This window comes from Streptomyces cupreus (genome assembly GCF_014257025.1).
Taxonomy (GTDB): Bacteria; Actinomycetota; Actinomycetes; order Streptomycetales; family Streptomycetaceae; genus Streptomyces; species Streptomyces cupreus.
In genome coordinates this window covers 29231-51613 of sequence record NZ_JACMSF010000024.1, presented here as the reverse complement: position 1 = coordinate 51613, position 22383 = coordinate 29231, and the positions used below count along the sequence as shown (strand labels likewise).

Annotated in this window: 22 protein-coding genes and 1 pseudogene; 9 read left to right on the top strand and 14 right to left on the bottom strand. The window is 69.8% G+C overall.

Annotated features, from left to right (window positions below):
• The first annotated feature begins 147 nt into the window (after positions 1-147).
• Positions 148-843: a hypothetical protein gene (locus tag H4N64_RS22315; protein ID WP_186284188.1), complete on the top strand. Its 696-nt coding sequence runs from the start codon at positions 148-150 to the stop codon at positions 841-843.
• Positions 836-1453, top strand: coding sequence for a TOPRIM nucleotidyl transferase/hydrolase domain-containing protein (locus H4N64_RS22310; RefSeq protein ID WP_186284187.1), 618 nt, complete (start codon positions 836-838; stop codon positions 1451-1453). Before H4N64_RS22315 ends, H4N64_RS22310 begins: the two co-directional genes overlap by 8 nt.
• Positions 1454-1459: 6 nt before the next feature.
• Here H4N64_RS22310 and H4N64_RS22305 read toward each other — a convergent pair whose 3' ends face one another.
• Together H4N64_RS22305 and H4N64_RS22300 are read right to left on the bottom strand one after the other, a co-directional pair.
• Entirely contained in the window at positions 1460-2098 is a 639-nt protein-coding gene (locus tag H4N64_RS22305; RefSeq protein ID WP_186284186.1) for a hypothetical protein, read from the bottom strand.
• A 101-nt stretch (positions 2099-2199) separates the two neighbouring features.
• Positions 2200-4584 carry a Helicase associated domain protein gene (locus H4N64_RS22300; protein WP_186284185.1) on the bottom strand — a complete coding sequence of 795 codons (2385 nt, stop codon included), beginning with the start codon at positions 4582-4584 and terminating at the stop codon, positions 2200-2202.
• A gap of 143 nt (positions 4585-4727) precedes the next feature.
• On the opposite strand from H4N64_RS22300, the gene tap reads away from it, so the two are divergent.
• Positions 4728-6821: a telomere-associated protein Tap gene (gene tap / locus H4N64_RS22295; RefSeq protein WP_186284184.1), complete on the top strand. Its 2094-nt coding sequence runs from the start codon at positions 4728-4730 to the stop codon at positions 6819-6821.
• Positions 6822-6825: 4 nt separating this feature from the next.
• The gene (tpg, locus tag H4N64_RS22290) at positions 6826-7383 is read left to right on the top strand and encodes a telomere-protecting terminal protein Tpg (RefSeq protein WP_186284183.1); all 558 of its coding nucleotides are present in this window, start codon (positions 6826-6828) and stop codon (positions 7381-7383) included.
• A 92-nt stretch (positions 7384-7475) separates the two neighbouring features.
• Here the strand turns inward: tpg and H4N64_RS22285 are convergent, their stop codons facing one another.
• Both H4N64_RS22285 and H4N64_RS46780 read right to left on the bottom strand, forming a co-directional pair.
• The gene (locus tag H4N64_RS22285) at positions 7476-7910 is read right to left on the bottom strand and encodes a VOC family protein (protein WP_186284182.1); all 435 of its coding nucleotides are present in this window, start codon (positions 7908-7910) and stop codon (positions 7476-7478) included.
• A gap of 30 nt (positions 7911-7940) precedes the next feature.
• Positions 7941-8195, bottom strand: coding sequence for a hypothetical protein (locus tag H4N64_RS46780; RefSeq protein ID WP_186284181.1), 255 nt, complete (start codon positions 8193-8195; stop codon positions 7941-7943).
• A gap of 17 nt (positions 8196-8212) precedes the next feature.
• Between H4N64_RS46780 and H4N64_RS22275 the strand changes: the two genes are divergently transcribed.
• Positions 8213-8692, top strand: coding sequence for a hypothetical protein (locus H4N64_RS22275; protein WP_186284180.1), 480 nt, complete (start codon positions 8213-8215; stop codon positions 8690-8692).
• A gap of 202 nt (positions 8693-8894) precedes the next feature.
• On the opposite strand, the gene H4N64_RS22270 is transcribed toward H4N64_RS22275, so the two are convergent.
• The 3 genes from H4N64_RS22270 to H4N64_RS22260 all read right to left on the bottom strand — a co-directional run bounded on the left by H4N64_RS22270 (position 8895) and on the right by H4N64_RS22260 (position 11541).
• Entirely contained in the window at positions 8895-9116 is a 222-nt protein-coding gene (locus H4N64_RS22270) for a hypothetical protein (RefSeq protein ID WP_186284179.1), read from the bottom strand.
• A gap of 87 nt (positions 9117-9203) precedes the next feature.
• On the bottom strand, positions 9204-10121 hold the full coding sequence (locus tag H4N64_RS22265) for a S1 family peptidase (RefSeq protein ID WP_186284178.1): 918 nt from the start codon (positions 10119-10121) through the stop codon (positions 9204-9206).
• Positions 10122-10890: 769 nt separating this feature from the next.
• Entirely contained in the window at positions 10891-11541 is a 651-nt protein-coding gene (locus tag H4N64_RS22260; protein WP_186284177.1) for a DUF4389 domain-containing protein, read from the bottom strand.
• A gap of 523 nt (positions 11542-12064) precedes the next feature.
• Between H4N64_RS22260 and H4N64_RS22255 the strand changes: the two genes are divergently transcribed.
• Complete coding sequence (locus tag H4N64_RS22255) at positions 12065-13357, top strand: hypothetical protein (RefSeq protein ID WP_186284176.1); 1293 nt, start codon at positions 12065-12067, stop codon at positions 13355-13357.
• 68 nt (positions 13358-13425) lie between these two features.
• On the opposite strand, the gene H4N64_RS22250 is transcribed toward H4N64_RS22255, so the two are convergent.
• The 3 genes from H4N64_RS22250 to H4N64_RS22240 all read right to left on the bottom strand — a co-directional run bounded on the left by H4N64_RS22250 (position 13426) and on the right by H4N64_RS22240 (position 16269).
• Positions 13426-13755: an antibiotic biosynthesis monooxygenase family protein gene (locus tag H4N64_RS22250; RefSeq protein ID WP_186284175.1), complete on the bottom strand. Its 330-nt coding sequence runs from the start codon at positions 13753-13755 to the stop codon at positions 13426-13428.
• A gap of 88 nt (positions 13756-13843) precedes the next feature.
• Entirely contained in the window at positions 13844-14458 is a 615-nt protein-coding gene (locus tag H4N64_RS22245) for a hypothetical protein (protein ID WP_336246757.1), read from the bottom strand.
• 608 nt (positions 14459-15066) lie between these two features.
• Positions 15067-16269 (bottom strand): glycoside hydrolase family 64 protein, encoded by a 1203-nt coding sequence (locus H4N64_RS22240; protein WP_186284173.1) that lies wholly within the window; start codon positions 16267-16269, stop codon positions 15067-15069.
• A gap of 348 nt (positions 16270-16617) precedes the next feature.
• Between H4N64_RS22240 and H4N64_RS22235 the strand changes: the two genes are divergently transcribed.
• Positions 16618-17898, top strand: coding sequence for a M48 family metallopeptidase (locus H4N64_RS22235; RefSeq protein ID WP_186284172.1), 1281 nt, complete (start codon positions 16618-16620; stop codon positions 17896-17898).
• A 466-nt stretch (positions 17899-18364) separates the two neighbouring features.
• On the top strand, positions 18365-18907 hold the full coding sequence (locus H4N64_RS22230) for a GNAT family N-acetyltransferase (protein ID WP_186284171.1): 543 nt from the start codon (positions 18365-18367) through the stop codon (positions 18905-18907).
• Between the two features lie 27 nt (positions 18908-18934).
• Here the strand turns inward: H4N64_RS22230 and H4N64_RS22225 are convergent, their stop codons facing one another.
• The 3 genes and pseudogenes from H4N64_RS22225 to H4N64_RS22220 all read right to left on the bottom strand — a co-directional run bounded on the left by H4N64_RS22225 (position 18935) and on the right by H4N64_RS22220 (position 20043).
• Positions 18935-19279, bottom strand: a complete 345-nt coding sequence (locus H4N64_RS22225) for a LamG domain-containing protein (RefSeq protein WP_186284249.1) — start codon at positions 19277-19279, stop codon at positions 18935-18937.
• 91 nt (positions 19280-19370) lie between these two features.
• Positions 19371-19475: pseudogene (locus H4N64_RS45250) on the bottom strand (DUF4440 domain-containing protein); the annotation flags it as partial.
• A 100-nt stretch (positions 19476-19575) separates the two neighbouring features.
• Positions 19576-20043 (bottom strand): winged helix-turn-helix transcriptional regulator, encoded by a 468-nt coding sequence (locus H4N64_RS22220; RefSeq protein WP_186284170.1) that lies wholly within the window; start codon positions 20041-20043, stop codon positions 19576-19578.
• Between the two features lie 95 nt (positions 20044-20138).
• Here H4N64_RS22220 and H4N64_RS22215 point away from each other — a divergent pair, with 95 nt between their 5' ends.
• Positions 20139-20639 (top strand): PaaI family thioesterase, encoded by a 501-nt coding sequence (locus tag H4N64_RS22215; protein ID WP_186284169.1) that lies wholly within the window; start codon positions 20139-20141, stop codon positions 20637-20639.
• A gap of 501 nt (positions 20640-21140) precedes the next feature.
• On the opposite strand, the gene H4N64_RS22210 is transcribed toward H4N64_RS22215, so the two are convergent.
• On the bottom strand, positions 21141-22364 hold the full coding sequence (locus tag H4N64_RS22210; RefSeq protein ID WP_186284168.1) for an MFS transporter: 1224 nt from the start codon (positions 22362-22364) through the stop codon (positions 21141-21143).
• Positions 22365-22383: the final 19 nt, after the last annotated feature.

The window sequence follows — 22383 nt, the reverse complement described above, 5'->3', positions numbered from 1 at the left end:
GTCGCCCCGCCACGGACCCTGCCGAACGTCACATGACCTTTGGCCGCGAGGACTGGTCACCCGGCACTCACGGCCCGCGCCGGCCCGCTCCTACATTCGCCGTGTCCCGCTGAACTGCGGGAACCGTCGTCCTCGGAGTGTGCTGAGATGCTGCTGCCTCCTGCCCCTTCCCCTTGGTTCTTCCGCTTCGGTGCCGTGTGCGGAATGCTGTCCGGTCTCCTCATCGCACTGCCAGGTGCCATCGAGGCCTTCACCGGCGAGACCACCGCCACCAGCTTCGTCCTGGGTGTCTCGCCCGCCTTCGCCACACCGCTGCTCGTCGCCCTGCACCTGCGCCAGCACCGCGACGCGGGGCGCGCGGGCGCGATCGCGTACGCCGTGAACCTCATCGGCCTGGGGCTGTTCGGCGGTGCGGCGTTCACCCTGAACATGGCACTGTTCGGCCTCGACGACGCGACGCTGGACGAGGTGCTGACCGGGACGACCCGGGTGGCGCTGCTCGGGAGCGCGCTCGTGTTCGCCGTCGGTACGGTGCTGTTCGGGCTCTCGATGGTGCGTACCGGACTCTTCCCGAAGGCGCCGTCATGGGGGTACGCCGTGATGCTGGGCGCGCTCGCGCTGCTCGGGCCGCTTCCCGACTCGGTGTTCACCAGCCTCGTCCATGTCGTCGCGGGCGCGTCGGTGGCCTGGCTCTCGCTGTCCCTGTGGGGGTGGATCCGGTCGGTGGGCACCGTCGTGCACGACGGGTCCGCCACGTCCGTCTCCATGCCCTGGCGGTCGACGCACCGGCGGAAAATGCCTCGCGCTGTGGCCGGAACGGGCCGAGACTCCTCTCATGTCTGACATGGGGGCGTTCCGGGACGCGGTCACCGCGTGGGCGGCGGGTGGCCCCGGCGAACGCGCGCAGGAGTTGGCCGCGCGGCTGTCCGTACGGGTGGCCGTCCTGCTCGAAGGCGCCAGCGATGTCGCCGCGGTCAACGCGCTGGCAGAAAGCCGCGGCCGAAACCTGGCGGACGACGGAGTCTGCGTCCTGTCGATCGGCGGCGCGATGAGCGTCGGGCGCTACGCCCGACTCCTCGGCGCACCCGGCCTGGGACTGCGCCTCACGGGCCTGTGCGACGAGGCGGAGCGTCCCTACTACGCCCGCGGCTTCGCACAGGCCCGTGCGGCAGAGCAGGACTTCTTCGTCTGTGCCGCGGATCTGGAGGACGAACTCATCCGCGCGCTGGGCGTGACACGGATGGAGGAGCTCGTCCGGGCCGAAGGGGAGCTGCGTGCCCTGCGGACCTTCCTGCGCCAGCCCGCACAGCAAGGCCGGTCGCCAGAGCGGCAGTTCAGGCGCTTCCTCGGAACGAAGAAGGGGCGCAAGATCCGCTACGGCCGTGTCCTGGTCGAGGCCCTCACCCCCGGCCGCGTCCCAGCCCCCCTCGACGGCCTGCTCTCCAGCCTCTGACCGAGCTCAGCTCTCCGCCGGCTCGTGCGGTTGGCCGTTGGCCCAGTACAGGGCCGTGTCGAGATCGCGGGCCGTCCAGCCGCCGGCGTGGGCTCCGCCGTGTGCGAGGAGGTCGTCGAGGAGCTGCATGTAGCGGCCGTAGCGTCCCGGTTCGCGGGTCAGGGGCAGGCCGAGGGCGTCGAGGGAGCGTTGGACGCGCTCGTCGTAGACGGCCATCCGGGTGGGCGCCGCCGCAGTCAGGACCGCTGAGGCGAGGGCGTCGCCCTTGCGGAACCCGGGCATCTTTGAATCGGCAAGGATGGCGCGTCCCAGGCGGGCGGCTTCACTTCGGGGCAGCGCGGTGTCCCGGACCGCGGCGACGGCCCGTTCGGTGACCGCGCGGACGTGCGTGTCGGGCAGCGACATGAACACCGACACCCACCGAGTCTGCGCGGACAGCCGCTTCCAGACGAGCAGTGCCGCGATGTCCATCTTGCCCACGCTACCGACGCGTTCGGCTCTCTCCGCTACCTCGTGGAGGACCTCGTCGTAGTGGGTCGAGACTGCGGCCAGGTAGCGAGAGCGGGTGGGGATCAGGACGTTCCACGCCCGGGCACAGGCGGCGGCGAACTCGTCGTCAGCCGGCGTATCCGTGGTCTTCTTCATGCCCGCATCATGGCGGTCCGGTCGGCCGGGATTCCGGTCAGCGGCCCGTCGAGCGGGTTACGCCGACGCCGTGAGCATCGCTCGATCACGGGGTCAGCCTCCTAGGCAGCCCAGTCGAGCCCGAGGCCGGCCAACGCCCGAAGCCTGTCGGTGGTCAGCTTCGCCCGTCGGGTCTTCGTGTTCGTCAGCCACACGCCGAGCTTGACCTCGGTCCCGTCCTCAAGTCGCTCCACGTGGGCCCGAGGAACCGTCACGGAACCCGTACGCGCCTTGTACTGCGCAAGTGCCGCAAGCCCTCGCTCGAATGCACCGGCACCCTTGCGGGGCCCGGCAGGAGCCTCCTCCTCCGGCGGCAGCGGCACGATGCCGAGTTGTCCCAGGCGCTCGCGCTGTCCGGCCGTCAGCGCCTGCCAGACGGTGTGCCGACGCTGCTTGTGGAGCCACTTCCCGACGTCCATGCCGTGGCAGGTGACGCCCGGCAGGAGCTCGGGCTGTTCCTCGTCGCGCAACAGCTCGCGTACGGCGGCGTAGTGCCGTTGCCAGTCGGTCGGCCACCGAGGGTTCCAGTCCGGGTCGATCTCGTTCAACGCCTCCTCCCAGTCGGGGTGTCCGGCCAGCGCGCCGGGCCGGCGGAGGTTGGACAGCCACTGCCCCAGCGGCCGGTCCCGGGCGGTGGCGGAGCGGGGTGCGCACAGTGTCCAGTGCTCGTCGTAGTACACGCGGGCCGCCGCCAGGTTCTCCTGGAAGCGTTCGTCCGCGAGGCTCCAGACCATGCCCAGCGTCTCCAGCCGCCGGGCGCGATGACCGCTCATCTGCCCGGCCGCGTACGCCCTGCGCTGTTCCGCGACCCACTGTCCGAGCGGGTAGGCGCCCTCTTTGTGCTCGTACGGAACCCTGGTGTGCCCCGTTCGCTCGGTGAACGCCTTCAACTTCGCCCAGCCGCGCGCCCAGTCCTGCCTCTCCGTGTCGATCACGTTGAAGGACACCCAGGCCGCGACCATCTCCGGGTTGCGCGGCGAGGCAAACCGCAGCAGCAGGCGTGATTCTTCCTCGCCCTCCTGCGGTGCCGGGCCGATGCTCGTGGAGGGCTGCACCACGTTCTTCTGCGGCTCCTGCGGGATGGCGAGGAGTTCCACGGCTTCTTCGTCGTGAGCCCGCAGGCCTTCGAGCACCTTCACCAGCGGCCGGTACGAGGCGGAGGTGAACATGTCTTCCGGCTGTTCTCCGGGTTGGAGGAAGACGGGCACGATGAGGGACGCCACCTTCCCCTGTCCCGGCTTCTGCCGGAGCGCCCGGCCGATGGCCTGCACGATGTCGTGGGGCGCCCCTTTGGGATCCAGGAGTGCGACGGAGTCCACGGCACGGATGTCGACGCCCTCGCCCAGGACACGGCAGTTCGACAGGACGGCCGGACGGGCCGTGGTGGCGAAGCTGCCCAGGACGGTGCGCCGGTGTTCCGGGTCGTGCTCGCCGCACAGCCAGTCGGCCCAGATCCTCGCGGGGTACTTCTCCGGCTGGTCGGCGTGCAGCTTCGCGGCGACGTGCTCCAGGCCCTCCGCGTAGGCCTGCGCCTCGATCGTGCGGTGGTGGAAGGTGATGCACGTGCTGAGGTCGTGTTCCGCCATGGTGCGCAGCAGCGCCGCGTGGAGCGCCCCGAGCCGCTGCCCGCGTACCTCCTCAGTGCGGCGGTCCTCGCCCATCAGCCGCTGCGGGGTGACGACCGGGTCCCGTAGCTCCATGACGATGATCTGGTAGCGGGCGAGCAACCCGCGGGAGACCGCCGATGCGAGGGAGAGTTTGTAGAGCACGGGACCGAAGATCCGCTCGTCGTCCATGGAGGCCGCCATCTCCGCCGGCAGCGGGTCCCGGACGCCTTCGACGACCTCCCAATGCGCGGGCTGCTCCTGCCAGATCCGCGGCGTCGCCGTCAGATACAGCCGACGCGCCGCTGGGATGACCGACTGGTCGTGGACCTCGGCCCACGCCTTCCCCATCGACCCGCTGGTCCGGTGTGCCTCATCGACGCACACCAGGTCCATCGGGGCCAGCTGCCGGCCGTACACCCCCTCGAAGGCCTCGGCCAGGACGCCGAGCGAGGCGTACGTCGCGTAGATGGTGACCGGGCCGTCGCCGTGCCAGAGCGCGAGCCGGATCGGGTTGGTGGTGCACCGGACGTCCAGGGTCCACAGTTCCGGGTCGTCGTTGAGCGAGCAGACCGCCACGGCCGGGCCCTTGTGGCCGACCGCGCGCCACGCGCGCACGGTCTGGGTCAGCAGGTCGAGAGTCGGTACCAGCACCAGAACCCGGCCCCTGGCTGCGATCCGCTTCGCCGACGCGGCGGCGATGACGGTCTTTCCGGTTCCGCACGCGGCATGTACCTGGCCCCGCAGCCCGCCCACGGGAATCCCCTCGGGCGGGACGTCCAGCCCTCGTACGATCGCGGCCACCGCCTCGATCTGGTGGTCCCGAAGCCGAATACCGGCCACCTGCCGTCCCCTTCTCGCGTCCCATTACAGCCAGGAGGATAAGCGCCGCCCGTATTCCGTCCTCGACACACGCCTTCACAACTTGCCGAATGGGTTAAATCACAGGATAAAAATGCTAGGGTGCCGCGCGGAGGTTGACACGTATGGCATCCGAGGAAGAGCTGCTCCTGTCCGTGGAAGCCCTGCTGGAGGAGGAGCCGCAACTCCCGCCCCCGGCGGAGCGGGTACGGCTGCGTGAGGCCGCCGGAATCACCCAGGCCCGCACGGCGAAGGCCCTGGCCGTGACCGAGCAGACCGTGAAGAACTGGGAGAACGGCCGGAGCGAGCCGAGGGGGCCGCGTCTGGCGGCGTACAAGCGACTGCTGGACGGCTGGGCGGAGCGGCACTCCGCGCACGCCGCCGCTCCCGCCGCGCAGCGCCCGGTCCCGGCGGCACCCTCCGTCCCGGCCGCGCCCGAACCGGAGCCGACGCCCGCCCCGCAGACCCCGGCTGCCTCGAGCGCGCCGCAGCTCGGGCGCCCTGTCGGCCGACCGGCGACATCGCGCCGCCCGGCCAGGCAGCCCGCCGCGCTCCCCGGCGCCGACCCGCGTTTCCCGCACGGGCCGCTCGCGGTGGTGGATGGTGACGGTTCCGCGTACGGCGTCGGCGGCCTCGTGCTGGACTGCCCCGCGACCACGATCCCGGAGCTCGTGGAGTGGACGCTGCGCGAATCAGGCCTCGGTGCGCCGAAGCTGCACCGCCACGGCAAGGACGCCGACCCGCTGATCGTGCTCACGGCCGCGGCCGCCGTGAGGTTCGGGCTGCCGGAGCGGCTGGAGGACCGCCGCAACCTGCGCCTGCCCGACGACCACCCCGTCGTCGGGCAGGTGGGGAAGGCGAAGTGGCAGTTGACGCAGCGGGGTTTCGGGCCGTGGGCCCGGGTCTACCGCAAGGCTCAGGGGACCCGGCGGCAGTGCGTGCAGTTCGCGATCCTGCCGTGGGAGGCCCTGGATGAGCGCTCCTGGCCCGGCGTGGCGGACATGGAGCCGGCCGACATCGCCCGCGTGCTGGGCGTGTACGCCCAGCGTGTCATCACCCCGCGCGGATCTACGGCCGTGTCCGGGCTGGAACTGATGACCGCGCTGCGCCCGCCCACACGCCCGGAGCGGGACGAGGCGACCGGCAACTGGATCTCCGGCCACAACCCCGGCAGCCTCGGCACCGAGCCGATGGATCCGGCGCCGCCGGAGGCCACCCAGGAGCACCCCGTGGTCGTCAACTCCGGCTGGCGGGGCGGGTTCCTCAACGAGGAGGCGTATCAGTGGGTCCGGCCGGTCGACCTGCTCACCGATGAGGAGTGCACGCTGCCCTACGTGGTCGGCCTGGACCTGAACACGGCGTTCCTCGCCGCCGCGGCCCGCCTGGTCGTCGGCCTGTCCGCCCCGGACCACTTCCACGCCCCGACGTTCAACCCGAAGATCCCCGGCTCCTGGCTGGTGGACCTGAGCCACGTCGACCTGGACCCGCGTCTGCCGAGCCCCTTCACACCGACGGGGGAGCGCCCGGAGGGCCCGGCCTGGTACCAGACGCACACCGTCGCCTACGCCCAGGAGCTCGGCTACAACGTCGCCCCGATCGAGGCCTACCTGCGGCGAGAGACCGGCGCGTACCTGGACCCGTGGCACGACCGGCTGAAGAACGCCTACGTCGACACCCTCGCCGACCTGGGAGTCACCCGGGATCTGTCCGATCATGAGTTCCTGACGGCGATGGAGCGGCACAAGGACGTCGACCCCGTTCTCACCGCCGTACTGGCCGCCGTCAAGGCCACGGTCAAGGGCGGCGTGGGCAAGTTGCGCGAGCGCCCCCAGGGCAGGCACTACAAGGACGGGGACCGCTGGCCGGCCCTGGAGCGCCCGACCTGGCGCCCCGACATCCGCGCCGCGGTCATCAGCAAGGCGCGCGTCAACATGCACCGCAAGCTGCTGAACATGGCGAAGATGACGGGCCTGTACCCGCTCGCGGTGCTGTCGGACTGTGTCGTCTACCCCTCACCCGGCGCGAGCCCGCTGGACTTCCTGCCGTACGCGGCCTCCGGCAAGCCCCAGCCCGGCGGCTTCCGCCTCGGGCCCACCCCGGGCCTGGCGAAGCTGGAGGGCGTCCAGTCGATGCTGTGGGCGGTCGACCTGATGGAGCAGGGCTTCAACCCGGCCCGCCACATCAAGGGCGGCGACGCCGTCCTTGAGGAAGGGGAGTAGGCCCGTGGGAGACATCGACGAGGCCTTGGACCGCGCCGACTTCGAGCACGTCACCAAGCCGCCGCCGAAGACGCCGGCCGCGCAGATGCGGCTGCTGACCAGGGCGGAGAAGGGCTCCACGAAGGCGGTGGCCCGGCGTCTGGGCATCTCCCAACGGCAGGTGGAGCGCTACCTCGCCGGGAAGGCCAAGCACCCCCGCCCGGCGCTGAAGGCGGCGCTGGAGAGGGAGGTGGCCAAGGCGTGGCAGCCGCGCGTACGGCAGCAGGCCCGCAAGAAGGCCGCCACCAGCACCGGACTGACGATCGAGACCCGGGCCCGGTTCGGCTACACCGCACCCGTCGGCACCACCGACGACCCCCGCATGCGCCGCCTGACCGTACACCTGCCACCGGAGTACGCCCACCGCCTCTTCAACGCCCAACAGCAAGGCGCCGACGACGCCCAACTGCGCGGAATCGTGGCCGAAGGGCTACAGGAGATCTACTTCAAGGACAGCGGACGCCGCGCCGACAACCTCGAAGTCGACATCAGCGACATCGACTACTTCGACGTGTCCTTCTAGGAACACGTCGGCACCCGACGGGACTTCGCTGGTCAACGCTTTCATAGAGAGGCCCAAGGGAGACGCCCCCACCTCGTCCCCTCGGAGGATGCTCAGTCGAGACAGAACTCGTTGCCCTCGATGTCCTGCATCACGATGCATGACTCGTAGTCGGCATCGGCAATCAGCACTCGCACGCGTACCGCGCCGAGCGCGACCAGTCGTGCGCACTCGGCCTCAAGTGCGGCGAGTCGCTCTTCACCCACGAGCCCGGTACCGACCCGCACGCAAAGATGCAGGCGATTCTTGACGACCTTGCCTTCAGGAACACGCTGGAAGAACAGTCGCGGGCCCACTCCTGAGGGATCAACGCAGGCGAACCCTGAACCCTGATGCTCAGGCAGCAGTGAGCGATCGAATTCGTCCCAAGTGGCAAACCCCTTCGGTGGCGGTGGTACGACGTACCCCAACACGTGGCACCAGAAGCGAGCGAGGCGCTCAGGTTCTGCGCAGTCGAAGGTGACTTGGAACTGCTTGATCGACGACATCGGCGCACCATAGCAGAGGGACTCTACTGGTCAATTCCCCGTGTGAATCCGCACGTTGTCGTGCTCCGCTGGGGCGTCGGCCACGCGGTCAGCGACATGATCGCCAAGGGAGAGCTCGTCCGCGCCGAGGCCGAAGCCAACCAGCCCATCAACCGCCTCGGTATCGCGGAGGATCGTCCAGGCGGTCCTGCGGCTGTGCACCCCCGGATCCGGCTTCGTCGTCGGCGTCGCCCTCCCCGTGGACGGCGGCCGCGGCATGTCAGCGGTGTACTTGGGGCCAAGCATGCCGGGATACTTCTCGGGTGCTGCTGACATGGATCGCTGAGATAGCGGACGAGCCGCTGTTGTTGGACCCTGCTGACCGTCGGGTGGAGTCCGAGACCAACACCTGGTGGCTGGGTGCGGAGGAGGACAGGCGTTCGCTGTCCGTGTCCGAGGTGGTCGACGCTTTCGAGCGGACCGCGGAAGGCATTCGGCTCCGTATCCGCGAGATGGGTTTCCCCGGGGTGGCGACGTTCTACGTGTGGCACGACGAGCAGGCCGGGCAACTGCGGTGCTCAACCGCGTCGGTGGCTGCGCATGAACTCCCTTTCGGCGGTGCCTATATCCCTTCTGGCGATCTCAAGCCTGTGGTTGAGGGCTTCCTGAGCGACCGTGAGCCGGGCGTGGTTGCCTGGTCGGAGCTTGAAGCCGTACGCGATGACTCGGAACCGACCGGGCCTGAGCCGGAGGCGGTGCCCTTTCCGGTGTGGGTGTGCAGCGTCGGATCGGTCACACAGTGATCGGTTCGGGCCGCTGTCACGGGTGATGCGCCTTCGACGAAGGTGAGGGGGTTGAGCAGGCCGAGCAGGTTCGTGCCTGAGGGCACCAGTCTTGCGAGGCACAACGCCATCCGGCACGGAACCTTGCCCGTTTCGGCAAGGCGGGCGCCTGGATCGCACGACGGCCGACGACGGGTACGGGACGGACACGAACTACCGAGCGTCAATTCCAGGGGTCCTGGTAGGGGTTTTCGCCCAGCACCTGCGCGGCGGCCGCGCAGAGGTCTTCCCCGTAGAGCTGGTTGCTGCCGTATTCGGAGCCCCAGAGGTCGGACGCGGCCTGGGCCACGGCGCGCCAGCTGAAGTCCTCATCGACTCGCCACGTGCGAAGCTGTACGGCCATCTCCGTAGTGACTGTCGCCGGATCCACAAGGTTGTGTGTCATTCCACCGACCCTAGAGACGTCGCCGACGAGGTGACCATCGGATTACGGCCTCGCCTGATCCACGGGACAGGACCCCAAGGCCTCTCTTTAGTAGACGGACAGCCCATGCGTGGCGAGGACCTCCTGGATGGGCTGGTAGTAAGTCGTCCCTCCAGTCGCGCAGTTGCCCGAGCCGCCCGAGAGGATGCCGATGATCTTGTCGCCCGCGTAGAGGGGGCCGCCGCTGTCGCCGGGCTCGGCGCAGATGTTGGTCTGGATGAGGCCGTAGACGATCTCGCCGCCGCCGTAGTTGACGGTGGCGTTCAGTGCGGTGACCACGCCGCAGTGGACACCGGTGGTCGCGCCGCGGCGGCAGACGCTCTGGCCGACGTAGGCGGTCGCCGTGCCGGTGATGTCGACGGTTCCGATGGTGCCGGGGTGCGGTACGGCCGTGTTGGCGTAGCGGACGACGCCGAAGTCGTTGCCCGGGAAGCTGCTGCTGGTGGTGGGGCCGATCGCGGTGGTCTGGGCGGAAGTGGTGTACCAGGTGGACGCGGTGTCCGTGCAGTGACCTGCGGTGATGAAGTAGTGCGTGGTTCCGCTGCGCACGTTGACCCCGGCCGAGCAGCGCAGGCCGGAGGCGTAGACGGCGTCGCCGCCCGACAGGAGGGTGCGGAGCCGGCCGTCCTGCCGTTCGAGGGTCATACCGTCGGCAAAGCGCGCGGCGACCTGTCGGAGTCGGGCGAAATCCGTGTCCGTCACCGTGGAGTCGGCGTGGACCCGCAGCGTTCCCGTGCGCCGGTCCTCGTACCAGGCCGTCCCGGGGACCCCCAGGGACTCGACGGCCGAGGCCGCGCGTGACGGTGCGTCGGGTGCGGCCACTGTCGTCGTGCCTGCTGTTGCGGCGTCGGTCGCGGGCTCGGCGGCCGAGCCCGTTCCGAACACGGTGAGGACGGCCACGACGAGCAGGCTCAGTAGGCAGGCGGTCGGCCGGAAACGTCTCATAGTGGTACGGCGTGTTTTCATCGCCCACAACTTCCGAGAACCGTCGGATGGTTGGCCGGGTGTACCGGGTACTGGTGCGGTGATGCCGGTGTGATGCGGCGTTTCACGCGGCGTGTCTGAGCCGCCTGCTGGAAACGGCAGCGCCCATTGTGCCGGGTCGCTGTAGGCGGGGGTAGGTCGGCTTCAGGCCGGGCCTCCACGCTGGACCCTGGTGCGCTGCAGCCCGTGCCGACCCGATGGGCAGGGGGCATGCCAATTCCAACGCCCTTGAGAAGCTGAGGCCTTCATGGAGTTTCCGCCCCACTCACCGTCCGGCTGGACCATGGCCGCGTTCGACCTCCTCGCCGCCGCCCTGCGCTTTACGGCCCCGTGGCTCCCGGGCACTTGGAAGGTGACCGCCCGGTCTTCGCGACCGCTCCTCCATAGCAGCGGTCAACTTGGGGCTGTACACCCTGGCCGTTTGCTCGGACTGGGAGACGTTCTTCCGCTGGACCGTTCCCCTCCGGATTCCTGCGTGTCGGCCGGCCGAGCCTGTGCTGCCATGTGCCCGATAAGCCGGAGCCGGCCGCCGGGCGGGCCCGCCTGGTCATTTGCGTAGGTGGGCCGAGCTGGTCTCCGACGGGGTGTGGGCGTTCGGGCTCAGCCATCCGCCTTCGCCGCGCCGATCGGGCAGGACACACCGATCGCCGTCGTCACACCGGTCCGTCGCAGGCGAGCGGGACTGGCCGGTCCAAGCATGACCAGATCAGCGATCGAGAGGGCGGCCTTCGCCCGAACCGGCCGCCGAGGTCTACGCCACCGGCGAGTCCCGTCCGCCCATGTCGAGCCGGAACGGCGGGTACTCATCGGTCATCAATGCGGCGTAGGCAGTCACCCGCGCGACCCAGCGGGCCAGGCCGAGCAGGAAGTCGAAGAGGTGAACCGGGTAGCGGGCGGTGGCCGCCAGGATGACCACAGCCACCAAGGAGAGGAAGGGAATCAGGCCAGCACGCCAGCTGTCCTCTTCCCAACCCCAGCCGCCGACGAAAATCCCCACGACGATGTACTGCGGGATCGCCAGCAACCACCACTTCACCAGGACCAGGCCGCGGGAGAGACGCTCGGGATAGACGATGTGGAAATGCGCCGGATAGTCGGGCACGTCCGCGAGCGTGAACGGCGGGTACCTGTCGGTACCGAGCGCCGTATGGGCGTAATAGCTGACACGCCAGTTCCAGCGCAGTACGCCGACATTGAAGTCGAAGAGGGATCGAGGGTACCGGCCGGTGAACAGGATGGCGAAGAACGCGACGATGGTCACCAGCACGAAGGCAAGCCACAAGAAACACAGCACGATGTAGTGCGGGATGGCGAGGAGCCATTTCACCAGCCACAACCATCTGGACAGCCGAGGATCGAGCGATGCCTCAAGACGCACAGATGACACAGTGACAGGGACCATGGGGCGCAACTCCTTTCGAGCGTCCCGCCCGACAGGCACCCGGCTGTGCCTTCACCCACGGGGGTCGACGGGCAGCACCATTCCGGCGGGTCGGGCGAAGTGACCGCCGAGAACCCGTGCAGCAGAGCCGCCGGGCGCACCCACCGGAACAGCGAGATTGCGACGACGGCACCCGGCACCCGGCCGGGATGATCGCCCGATCGTGAACTCAGGCTCACATGCGCGGCGAAAGCCCGCGACTCGGGTGAGCTCTTTGTGCAGACCATCAGAGAACTCACCGGAATCTCCCCGAGCACGCTGCCGGTGCTGCCTGCTGCCTGCCGCCTGCCGTCCGGCGAGGTCCTCCGCCCAGGCCACGCGCGGACCTGGAACACGAAGCGCGCACCTGGGTGATTTCCGTTATGCGCTGACTGCGGAGAGTGGCGGTTGAGGCTAGCGTGGCGTCGACCGTTGCGTGATCACTGGTCCGGTCCGTGCTGGTCGTTGCCACGGAGCGGGTTGCCATGGCTGAAAAGAGCTGCTTATGCGCTTCATTTCCCGCCGCACTCGCCTCCGCGGGGCCGTAGCGGTGTCCGGGCTTCCGGCGTTGCTCGCCGCTTCAGTGGCGGTCGGCGGTGCCGCTGACGCCGAGCCGGGTTCCCCCGAGGGCGGCCTTTCCCGCGCCGGTGCGGTCATCACGTTCACGACCGCCCAGGTCGGCGCCCCCGGTAATCCTTCGGTGGGCGTCCTCCCGTTCAAGGACGCCCTGTACCGCTCGTGCGCCGACGCCCCCTCACCAGAGAAGTGTCTGATGGTCGGAGGCGTGCGCTATCGCTACGAGATCGGGCAGCTCGAAGTCACCGTCGGGCAGTGGGTGGCGTTCCTGAACACGGTCGATCCCGAGGGACGCAACCACCTCGGCCTCTATCACGAGACCGAGAGCTCATCGGCGTGGCCGAAGTACGGCCAGATCAACCGTTCCTCCGGTGCCGCCAGGGGCAGGCACTACTCGGTGGCCTCTCCGGAGTGGGCTGACAAGCCGTACGGCTTCGCCAACTTCCTGAGGGCGGCACGCTTCGTCAACTCGCTCTACAACGGCGGGCTCATCTCCAAGCGGTCCGGCACCTCCGGCAGCTTCAACTACACCACCTATCGGGTCAGACTGTCGGCGCGGACCGAGCGCGGGATGTACGACCTCACCCGGCGGAACGCGACCCGAGAACATCCATCGGGCTTCGTCGTGCCGAGCCAGGACGAGTGGATCAAGGCGGCCTACTACGACCCGCGCGGCGGCGGCACCTACTCCTACTGGAAGTACCCGACCAACCCGGGAACCTTCGGCGACGGCGACGCGACCGCCCCCCGTCCCACGATCCTCAACCCCACCACCGGCGATGTCACCAACGCGGCGACTCAGCCACTGGCCTCCTACCACGCCGACGGCCTGCCGGCACCAAGCTGGTGTCCCAAGGAGGTACAGCCTGCCGCCTGCTCCACGGTCAACCCGTTCGGCTTGGATCCCCGCGCCTACGCCGCCCTCTACCAAGGCAGCCTGAGCACGGTTGGCCAGGCGAGGACCGTCTCGCCGTGGGGCACTCTCGACCAGGGCGGCAACGCGGTCGAGTGGACCGACACGATCACACCGCCCCCGGCCGGACTCGGCTCGAGCCGGGTCTGGCGGCGGTTGCACGGCGGGATCTCCAACGCGCCCGCCTACCAGATGTGGCCCTCGGCGGTAGGACTGCAACCGCAGGACAACGTGTTCTACAACCACACCTATCCGTGGCTGGGCATCCGGCTCGGGGTGATCGGCAACCTGAAGCCCGGCAAGTCCTGAGTCGGGACAACGCCGTGGGGCAAGCCCTCCTGGCCCTTGTCCCGCCGGGTGCTCCCGACCCGTAGACGTTACTCGTCCTTCGGCGCCGCCTGCTGCACCACCTCGAAGGACCACAGCGTGGACCCGCTGGCCGCCGGCCGGGGGCGCTCGCCGCCCTCCGCGCCGCCGCCCTGATGGGCCGCCTTCATCGGACCCTCCATCCACGCCTGGAAGGACTCCTCGTCGCGCCAGCGCGTGTAGACGAGGTAGTTGTCGGTGCCCTCGACGGGGCGCAGGAGTTCGAACCACTCGAAGCCGTCAGAGCTCTCCACGGCGTGCGCACGGGAGGCGAAGCGCTTCTCCAGCGTCTCGCGCTGCTCGGCAGGGACGGTCAGTACGTTGATCTTGACTACGCTCATGGTGCTCATCCTGCCGCACGGCGGCCGACAGACGGGCGCCGCCCCGCACGGGAGGTACCGCCGGTGGACGAGACGCCACGACGAGGGCTCACACCTCTTCGGTGAGCAGCTCGCCCAGCGGCTCGCCCGCTCCCCAACGCCGCAGCGCCGATCCGTCGAGCAGACGGGTCTTGCCTTCCCGTCGCGCCCATCGGACGTCGCGGGGCGCGAAGCTGCCCCGGTGCACGACCAGACGGAGGGTCTCCTTGTCCGGCTGCCCGCGGCGGGCAGGGGGGTGCGGCTGGTCCTCGTCGGGCAGGGGTTCCGCCACCGGGCGAAAGGCCACGTCCAGGTGACGGCCGTCGGTGTTCCGCGCGCACACGCGTGGCCGGTCTGGCGCGGGCATCAGCCGTACCCGCCATCCGTCCCGGCGCAGCATCCGCGCCACGGCCAGCGCCAGACCCTCGGTGTCGAGTTCGAGCAGTTCGTCCGGGGTGTAGTACCCGAGGCGCCGACGCGCACCCGGGCGCCGACGCCGCACCCACAGCGTGACGGCGCAGACGACGACCACGACACCGACGAGCGGCACCGCGATCCCCGCGGCCCGGTATCCCCACGCGAGCAGCGCGACGACCGAGCACACCGCTGCCACCACGAGTGCGAGTGCGGGCAGTACGTCGCGGAACCGGGGCCCGTACAGCCCGCGGGCTCGCAGCAGGCGCACGGCTTGTCGCCGTCGCGCGCGACGTGACTCGAAGGTGCCGGACGTCCACGACAGGCGCGCCACAGTGTCAGCCCCCCAACGCCTCCCCGATGCCACCGGGATGTGACTACCCAGTGCGCGGCCAAGCGCCGTACCAATGGCGGGAATTCGGCCATCAGCGCCAGCGCACGGAAGCGCGCGGGGGGCGCACGCGGCGGGTGCCGGCAGGGACGGTGACGGAGTGGGCTACCCGAGTGAGAGGCGTAGCCCGGCACGCCCGGAGCCGCGACTTTCCTGTACCACAAGTAACATGATCCACTTCTCTTGCGGGTGCGTCTCGCGAGGGCAGCCTCGCGGTCGGTCACCTTGGCACCCATGCCTCTTCAATCCCCCTCTGCGAGCGACTCCGAGGACTCTGATGCCGTCTCAAGGCGATGCCCTTCAGCAAGCCCGTACCGACTACGAACAGCACCTGCGCACGTGCCGACAGTGCTACGTGGACACGGTGCCGTGCGCGGTCGCGAAACACCTGCTGCGCCTGTACAACAACGCCCGGAGAAACAGCACCGGCGGGCCGGGCCCCAGAGGCCGCTGACCGCGGCCGGGGGCGGTGCGGATCCGGTCGGGTCTCAGGAGAACGGGTCGAGTGTGACGTACGCCTGACGCGGGTTGCCGTCGTGGACGAGGGACTCATGGTGTCCCACGTCGTCGAACGCGAATCCGTAGGCCTTACCGTCCGCCATCCGCTCATGGATGATCCGGGAGTAGTGGTTGGTCACCGCGTCCTGGTAGAAGTTGGCCGCGGTGGCGTCGGGCTGATGAGGGTTGGTCAGCAGGGTGGACCGGTTGAAGCCCGCGCACAGGGTCCGCGAAATCGGGCCGCGCACACGGTCGTTGGGGGCGTCCAGGAGCCGGTGGCAGCCGAAGACGCTGGGTGCGTCGGGCTTCTGGAAGCTGGTGACGACGGCCCCGGAGGAGTTGGTGAAGTTCATGACACCGCCCGAGACGCGGCCGTAGTACTTGGTGCCCGGCTGGTCGGCGAACGGGGTGACGGTGAGGGTGGTCGTGGCGTACTTCTGCCAGACGCGGTTAATGTAGTCGTCCAGGACGTTCGCCGGGAGCGCCCCGGTCTCCAGACCGTAGCCGGGGGACAGGGCCCTCAGCACGGTGCCGTCGGAACGGCTCTGGATCAGCCCGCCCCATCCGCCGGGCTGAGCGCGCAGCGTCGCGAACACCCCGTTGTAGCCACCGGACTTGAGGTGCCCGGTGCTGGTGACGCTGCCATCGGCGCGCTGGACGCCGACCGCGTAGGGGGCCGAGAACATGTCGACCTGCGTGCTGTTGATCCACAGTCCGTCGTTGTTGAGGGTGAACTCGGACCAGTTGAAGAGGATGTTGCGGTTGGGGTCGGACGGATTCTGCACGGCCGGTTGCACCAGTCCGCCGGTGGCCAGCTTGAACACGAGCTTCTGGCCGTAGGAGAAGTAGATGCGGCCGCCCGCGAGTTTGGGGATGCTGATCGTCCTGGACTGTCCGGCAGCCGGGCCCGGTATGGACGCGTCGGGCGCGGGTATGGGCGGGACGCTGCCCGCCGGCCACGGGTGGAAGGTGCCGCTCGCGTCGGCCCAGCCCAGCTGACCGGTCGTCAGGGAGGTGCCGAGGACGTAGACATGGACGGCGTCTCCGCGACCGGAGTTGTTGGTGATCTTGAGGGGGATGGTCTCGGGCACCGCGGCCGCGGCCGTCGAGGGGCCCGTGGCCGACAGTGCGGCGCCGAGCAGTGCGGCCGCCGCGGCGAGCGCGGGCAGGCGGCGTTTGAAACCTCTGAACATGCGTTGCCTCCTGAATGTGATCGGGTGGGGGGGTTGGTCCGGACCACTTTGAGAGCGCTCTCAATGTCGTGCGGGGGCGCGTCCATGTCAATGAGGGCGCCAGGGGAAATCTGTCGACGGGGATGTCGTAACGGGAAGAGTCGCGCGGGCGTCACGAGTGGAGCGCCGGCGATGCCGAGAGCGCGCCTGCGTTGTCGCGCCCGTCCTGACGCGGACAGGCCGTTGTACGCAACAGGCCGGCCGCACCACTGCCGGGGCACCGGAAGATCACGGCTTTACGCGGGCGCCGCCGCGTGATCAGCTCTGCGGTGTCATGTACAGGTGGCCTCTGGGGAGGGGAGCGTGCCGATGAGTGCCGCTACGAAGGAAACGACACAGCCGTGTCCGCAGTGCGGGGCCGAGATCCGCGCGGACGGACGGTTCACCGTGTGGTGCGCCGCGTGTGACTGGAACGTCGATCCGACGCGGCCCGAGGAGCGGCACGGCCGGCTGGAGAGGACCCGGCGCGCCCTCGCCCGGCGCCATGGCGAGAAGCTGCTGGCCGAGGTGACCGCCGGCGGCACCTTGCAGGCGCGGCGGGACGCCCCCGCGCTCCTCGCCTACGCGATCGCCCTCGCCGTCCACGGCATGACCCTGGTGCTGGCCCTGGCCGGAGTCTGGTTCGTCGTACGGGGGTGGGGCGGCTTCGGGATGGTGCCGGGCCTGTTCCTTCTGCTCCTGGCCTGGGCGCTGAGACCCAGGCTGAACCGCCTGCCCGACGACGCGCCGCTGCTGCGTCGCGCCGAGGCGCCGGAGTTGTTCGCCCTGCTCGACGAGGTCGCCCGGGTCGCCGGCACCCGCGGCGTGGACGTGATCGCGGTGGGGGCCGAGCTCAACGCGAGCGTGACGACGTATGGAGTCCGCGGCCACCGGCTGCTGACCCTCGGGTTGCCTCTGTGGGAGATCCTCACGCCCCAGCAGCGGGTCGCCCTGCTGGGCCACGAGCTCGGCCACTACGGCAACGGGGACACCCGCCACGGCCTGGTCGTCGCGACCGCCTTCCGCTCGCTCACGGCCTGGCGCTACTACTTCACCCCGATCGCCGACCCGACTCCCATGCAGATGGTCGTCAATCTCGTGTGCTTCGTGCCCTCCCTGCTCGTCCAGGGCGTCCTGCTCCTGCTCGACCACCTGACACTGCGCACCACCCAGCGCGCCGAGTACCTCGCCGACCGCGTGGCCACCCGCGCCGGATCCATCGAGGCCGCCGTGGGACTCATGGACCGGCTTCTGGTCGTCGACTCCGCGGCCATGACCCTGCGCCGGGAGGCCAACCAGGCAGGCCTGGGCGGACCGCGCCGCGCCGATGACGGCACGGACGGGTTGTGGGAGCGACGTGCCGCGCACATGGCGTCGATCCCGGAGCACGAGTACGAGCGTCAGCGGCGGGCCGGCGCACTGCGGGGCCACAGCGTCGACGCGACGCATCCGCCGACGCACCTGAGACGGGCCTGCCTGGTCAGCGGCGCGGCCACGCCTGCGGCCGTCGTGACGGACGCCGACCGGGAGCTGCGGATCGCGGCCGAACTCGCGGGCGCACGCGGCAGGGTGGCACGGCAGATACTGCGGAACGGTTTCGGCAACGGCTGATCGCGGCGCCGGCGCCGGCGCCGGTCGGGGACGGCACCGTCGTGGCCGCCGATGCGCGAGCTGGCGGCAGCCAGCCGGGCACTACCTCCAAGCCCGATCCTTCAGGACCGGGTCAAGTTGACGTAGGGGCCCGCGGTGCCGATCTGGCCCGGGCCGTTGAGGACGTACGCCCGCAGGTTGCCCTTGCCGGGGGCGGTACTGCGTTCCATGAGACTTCCTCAGAGCCGGAAACCGCGCCAGGACGAGCACAGTCAGGGGCGTGTCCGGCGCAAGAACCTTCGGAAAGTTGCTGCAAGTGATTTCGAGGCTGGAAGTTACCTCCGCATGAAGCCGGCGTAAAGACAACCCACAGCTCTTTCCCGGCGGTTGAGTCGGATCGTCCGTATGCCGACTCGCCGGCCTCGGCATACGGACGCGACCTCTTATTGGTTTGCCGCCGGCCGACGCGGTCGGATAGGAAACTTGCATGCTGAGGGGAAGCAAGGTCGGGCTCAGGGCCCGGCACGAGGACGACATCCCGGTCCTCCGGGCCGAGCTCTACGACGACGTGGTCAACGCCTCGCGGGCCGAAGGCGGGCCATGGCGGCCGATCACGCCCGGCTCGAAGGATCCGCGGCTCGTAGGGGACGAGCAGAACCAGGCGAACGTCCCGTTCTCGGTGGTGGAGTTGGAGGGCGGCACGCTGGTCGGCGCCGCGAATCTGTGGGGCATCGACAATCACAACCGGTCCGCGCACATCGGTCTCGGGCTGCTGCCGGCCTGCCGCGGCAAGGGCTACGGAACCGACGTGGTCGCGGTGCTGTGCCACTACGGTTTCATCGTGCGCGGCCTGCAGCGGCTGCAGATCGAGACGCTGTCGGACAACACCGCGATGCTGCGCTCCGCCGAGCGCAACGGCTTCGTCCGCGAGGGCGTGCTGCGCTCCTCGGCCTGGGTGATGGGCGAGTTCCTGGACGAGGTGCTGCTCGGGCTCCTCGCCCAGGAATGGAAGCCGGACTCGCAGGGCTAGGCTGCCGCCCGTGGGCCCTGTGCCTTGTCACCCCGTCGAACCCGCCTGTACAGCGTTGTAAAGATCATGTACGGGAACTCGGCGCACGGCCCGCTCTCGCGGGGAGTAAATGCGGTTCCGGTGGCGCGAGTTGACCTCCCGCCACCGGGACCGCTTCATGTGTGCTGCCGGTCGGGGCTTCTCGTCGGCGTAGAGGCCGCTCACCTCCTGGGCCCGGCCCACGGTCAGCGGGCCGGTGCTCGGACAGGCGGCGCCGCCGGTGGTGGTCGCCGCGAGCTTGTCGTCGACGTAGAGCTGGATCTGGTTGCTCGTGGCGTCCCGGACGCCGACGAGGTGGTACCGGGCGGGGTCGACCGGCGTGGGGCTTTTCAACGTTGGGGGTCGGCCCGGTCGAACTCTTGGCTCCTGCGTGATGCCGCGGCCCACTCCGCCGGTGAGGCGGAGACGTTCTGGGGCAGCCGTGCTATTCGACGCCCGGCGGGACGGGCGTGGCCTGGTGGTAGTACATCCGCCACCCCGTCCCGTCGCCGCGCTTGCGCCAGAGCGAGTTACGGCGGGCCCGCCGACCGCAGTTCGCCCGCGAGTGCCTGGTTCACGTCGTCCGATTCATGATTCACCGTCACATCGTCCCCCTGGCCGCGTAGTCGGCCACCCATGGGCGAGGAGTTCTACGCCCGAGGGCGTGCGCCGGGGCCCGGCCGGGCGGAGACCTCGCGGGGGGACAGAGCCGCATGTTCCTCGGCGCACTCGACGACGACGCGGACCGGGGCCCCGCAGTCGGTGTGGCGCATGTCCAGCACCGGGCCTTCGGGATCCGGGGCGTACATCTCACCCCACTGACGCAGAGCGACGAGCACGGGCCACAAGTCCCATCCCTTGCGGGTCAGCCGGTACTCGTTGCGGGAGCGGCTGCCCGGCTCCTGGTAGGGGACGGTCCTCAGGATGCCGGCCGCCGTCAGTTTCCGGAGCCGGTCGCTCAGGACTGCCTCCGACAGGCCGATGTGGCGCCTGAAGTCGTCGAACCGGCGCACGCCGTTGGCGGCATCGCGCAGGATCAGCAGCGTCCACTTCTCGCCGACCAGGTCGAGTGTGCACTGGACGGGACAGTTCTCCGTGCTGACCTCAAGCCACTCCATGCCACCATGCTAAGTGCTGGCTTCTCCTTTGACAGTCAGGTGAGCGCCCGGCTAGCTTCAGTCGACGAAGTCAGCGGAGAGGGTGGTGGCGGGGCATGGGACGGACACGCACGTACGAGTGGGAGGACCCGTCGATCAGCGCCGCCGCTGTGGGGCGTGCCTCAGGCCTGGACCTCCTGCGGGGGATGGTTGCGGGCCGACTGCCCGCGCCGCCCATCACGGCGACCCTCGACTTCACACTCGACGAGGTGGACGAAGGCAGGGCGGTGTTCTCGATGACACCAGGTGAGGAGCACTACAACCCGATCGGCAGCGTGCACGGCGGCGTCTACGCCACCCTGCTCGACTCGGCGGCGGGCTGCGCCGTGCAGTCCACGCTCCCGCCGGGCATGGGGTACACCTCGCTCGACCTGAACGTGAAGTTCCTCAAGCGCATCACGGCGGACACAGGCAGGGTCTGGGCCATCGGCACCATCGTCAGCCGGGGCCGACAGACCGCGCTGGCCGAGGCCCAACTGGTCGACGCGGACGACCGCCTGCTGGCCCACGCCACGAGCAGCTGCATGCTGTTCCCGGTGCCGGCCTCCGCGACCTGAGCCCGGGTCGTCGGTGCGTCGCCCGCCACCCCCAGCTGGCGATGGCGGTGGCGGTGGCCCCGGGCGGGAGCCACGATCCGGCCCTGGACGAGTGGTTGGAGACCACCCGCACGCAGCCTGCGCACGACCTCTCGGCCGCAGACCTCAAGCCGTGCCTGTGCGTTCAAACGCGGGCGACGACGACGATGGAGGGCACGTCGACGTAGAGGTTGGCTTGGGAGGCGGCCGGGAACTCGGTCTGATCCGCCGCTGCTGCGAACGGGCGCGCATACTCCGTTGCCCCGATCAGAAAGCGTGCACTGGGCGGACACCATGCTCCTCGCCGTCCACCGCAGGGCGCCTCGGTGTCCGCGCCTTCGACCCCGCCTTCGCACGATGGGCGAGCCCGACCAGAAGCGGACGCTTCCCGACCTCGCCCACGAGGAACTCGACACGCTTCGCACCGCGCTGGGCACCCTCATCACCCTCGAACAGCCGTAGGCGGAGGGGCGTGGTGGCGGGTCAGGTGCGCCTGAGTGCGGGTTCTGGCCGGTGGGGGAGAAGGAGTGGGGTCATCAGCAGGAGTAGACCGGCGAGGGCGATGGCGGTACGCACGCCGAGCAGGCTGCCGAGTACGCCCCAGACGGCTGTCAGTAGCGCAGTGGTGGCCCTGATGGTCACCGTCCAGGCGGTGAGGGTGCGGCTGATGCGGTGGGTCGGGGTGTGCTGGAGGCGGTAGGTGGCATGGACGGGGTTGAAGACGGCGCAGCAGAAGATGAGCCCGAACTCGACGGCTGTCACCAGCACCAGCCCTCGCATACCGGGCCCGAGAAGGGCGAGACCGAGGGGCCAGAGAGCGCGCAGGGTCCCGGCCGTGACCAGGACCCGGTGCTGCCCGAATCGGGCGACGAGTCCTGGGGTCAGGCGTGATGCGAGGAGGCCGCCCATGGCGGGTGCGGCGAAGGCGAGGCCGTACTGCCAGGGTGCGAAGCCGAGTGGGCCGAGCATGAGGACGGCGAGCAGCGGCTGGGTGGCCATGAGCAGGCCGTTGAACAGGGCGGTGTTGAAGAAGAGCGGACGCAGTGTCGGGTCGGCGAGGATGTGGCGCCAGCCGTCGAGCAGGTCCCGGGCCCGCAGGCGCGCGGCCTCCCGGCGTTCGGGGCGCGGCTCGTGTCCACCAGCCGCGCGGATACCCAGGGCGGAGAGCAGGTAGCTGACCGCGTCGGCCGCCACGGTTACCACCGGGCCGAGGAGCCCCATCGCCGCGCCGCCCAGCGGTGGTCCGGTGATCGTTGTCGTCCAAGTGGTGGACTCGAAGCGGGCGTTGGCGACAAGCAGATCCTCGGCGGGCAGCAGCGTCTTGAGGTAGGCGCCGGAGGCGGCACGGAAGGTGATGTCGGCCGCCGCTACGACGATGGAGACGAGCAGGAGCTGGAGGAAGCTGAGCGCGCCGAGCGCGTATGCGGCGGGAACCGTCAGCAGCGCCGTGCACCGCACCAGGTCCGTGGCGATCAGCACGGGCCGTTTGCGGCGGAACTCCATCCACGGGCCGAGCGGCACCGCCACGGCCGCGCCCACCGCCGCTCCCACCGAGGAGAGCACGGCGACTTCGGCGGGGCCGGCGTGCAGTACCTGGATGGCGATGAGGGGGAAGGCGCCGAAGGCGAGCCAGGTGCCGAGCGCACTGGCCCCGTACGCCGCCCAGAGCCACCCGAACTGCCGCCCCAGCCGGTGCCCGCTCTTCATGCCTGATGCCCCCCATCCG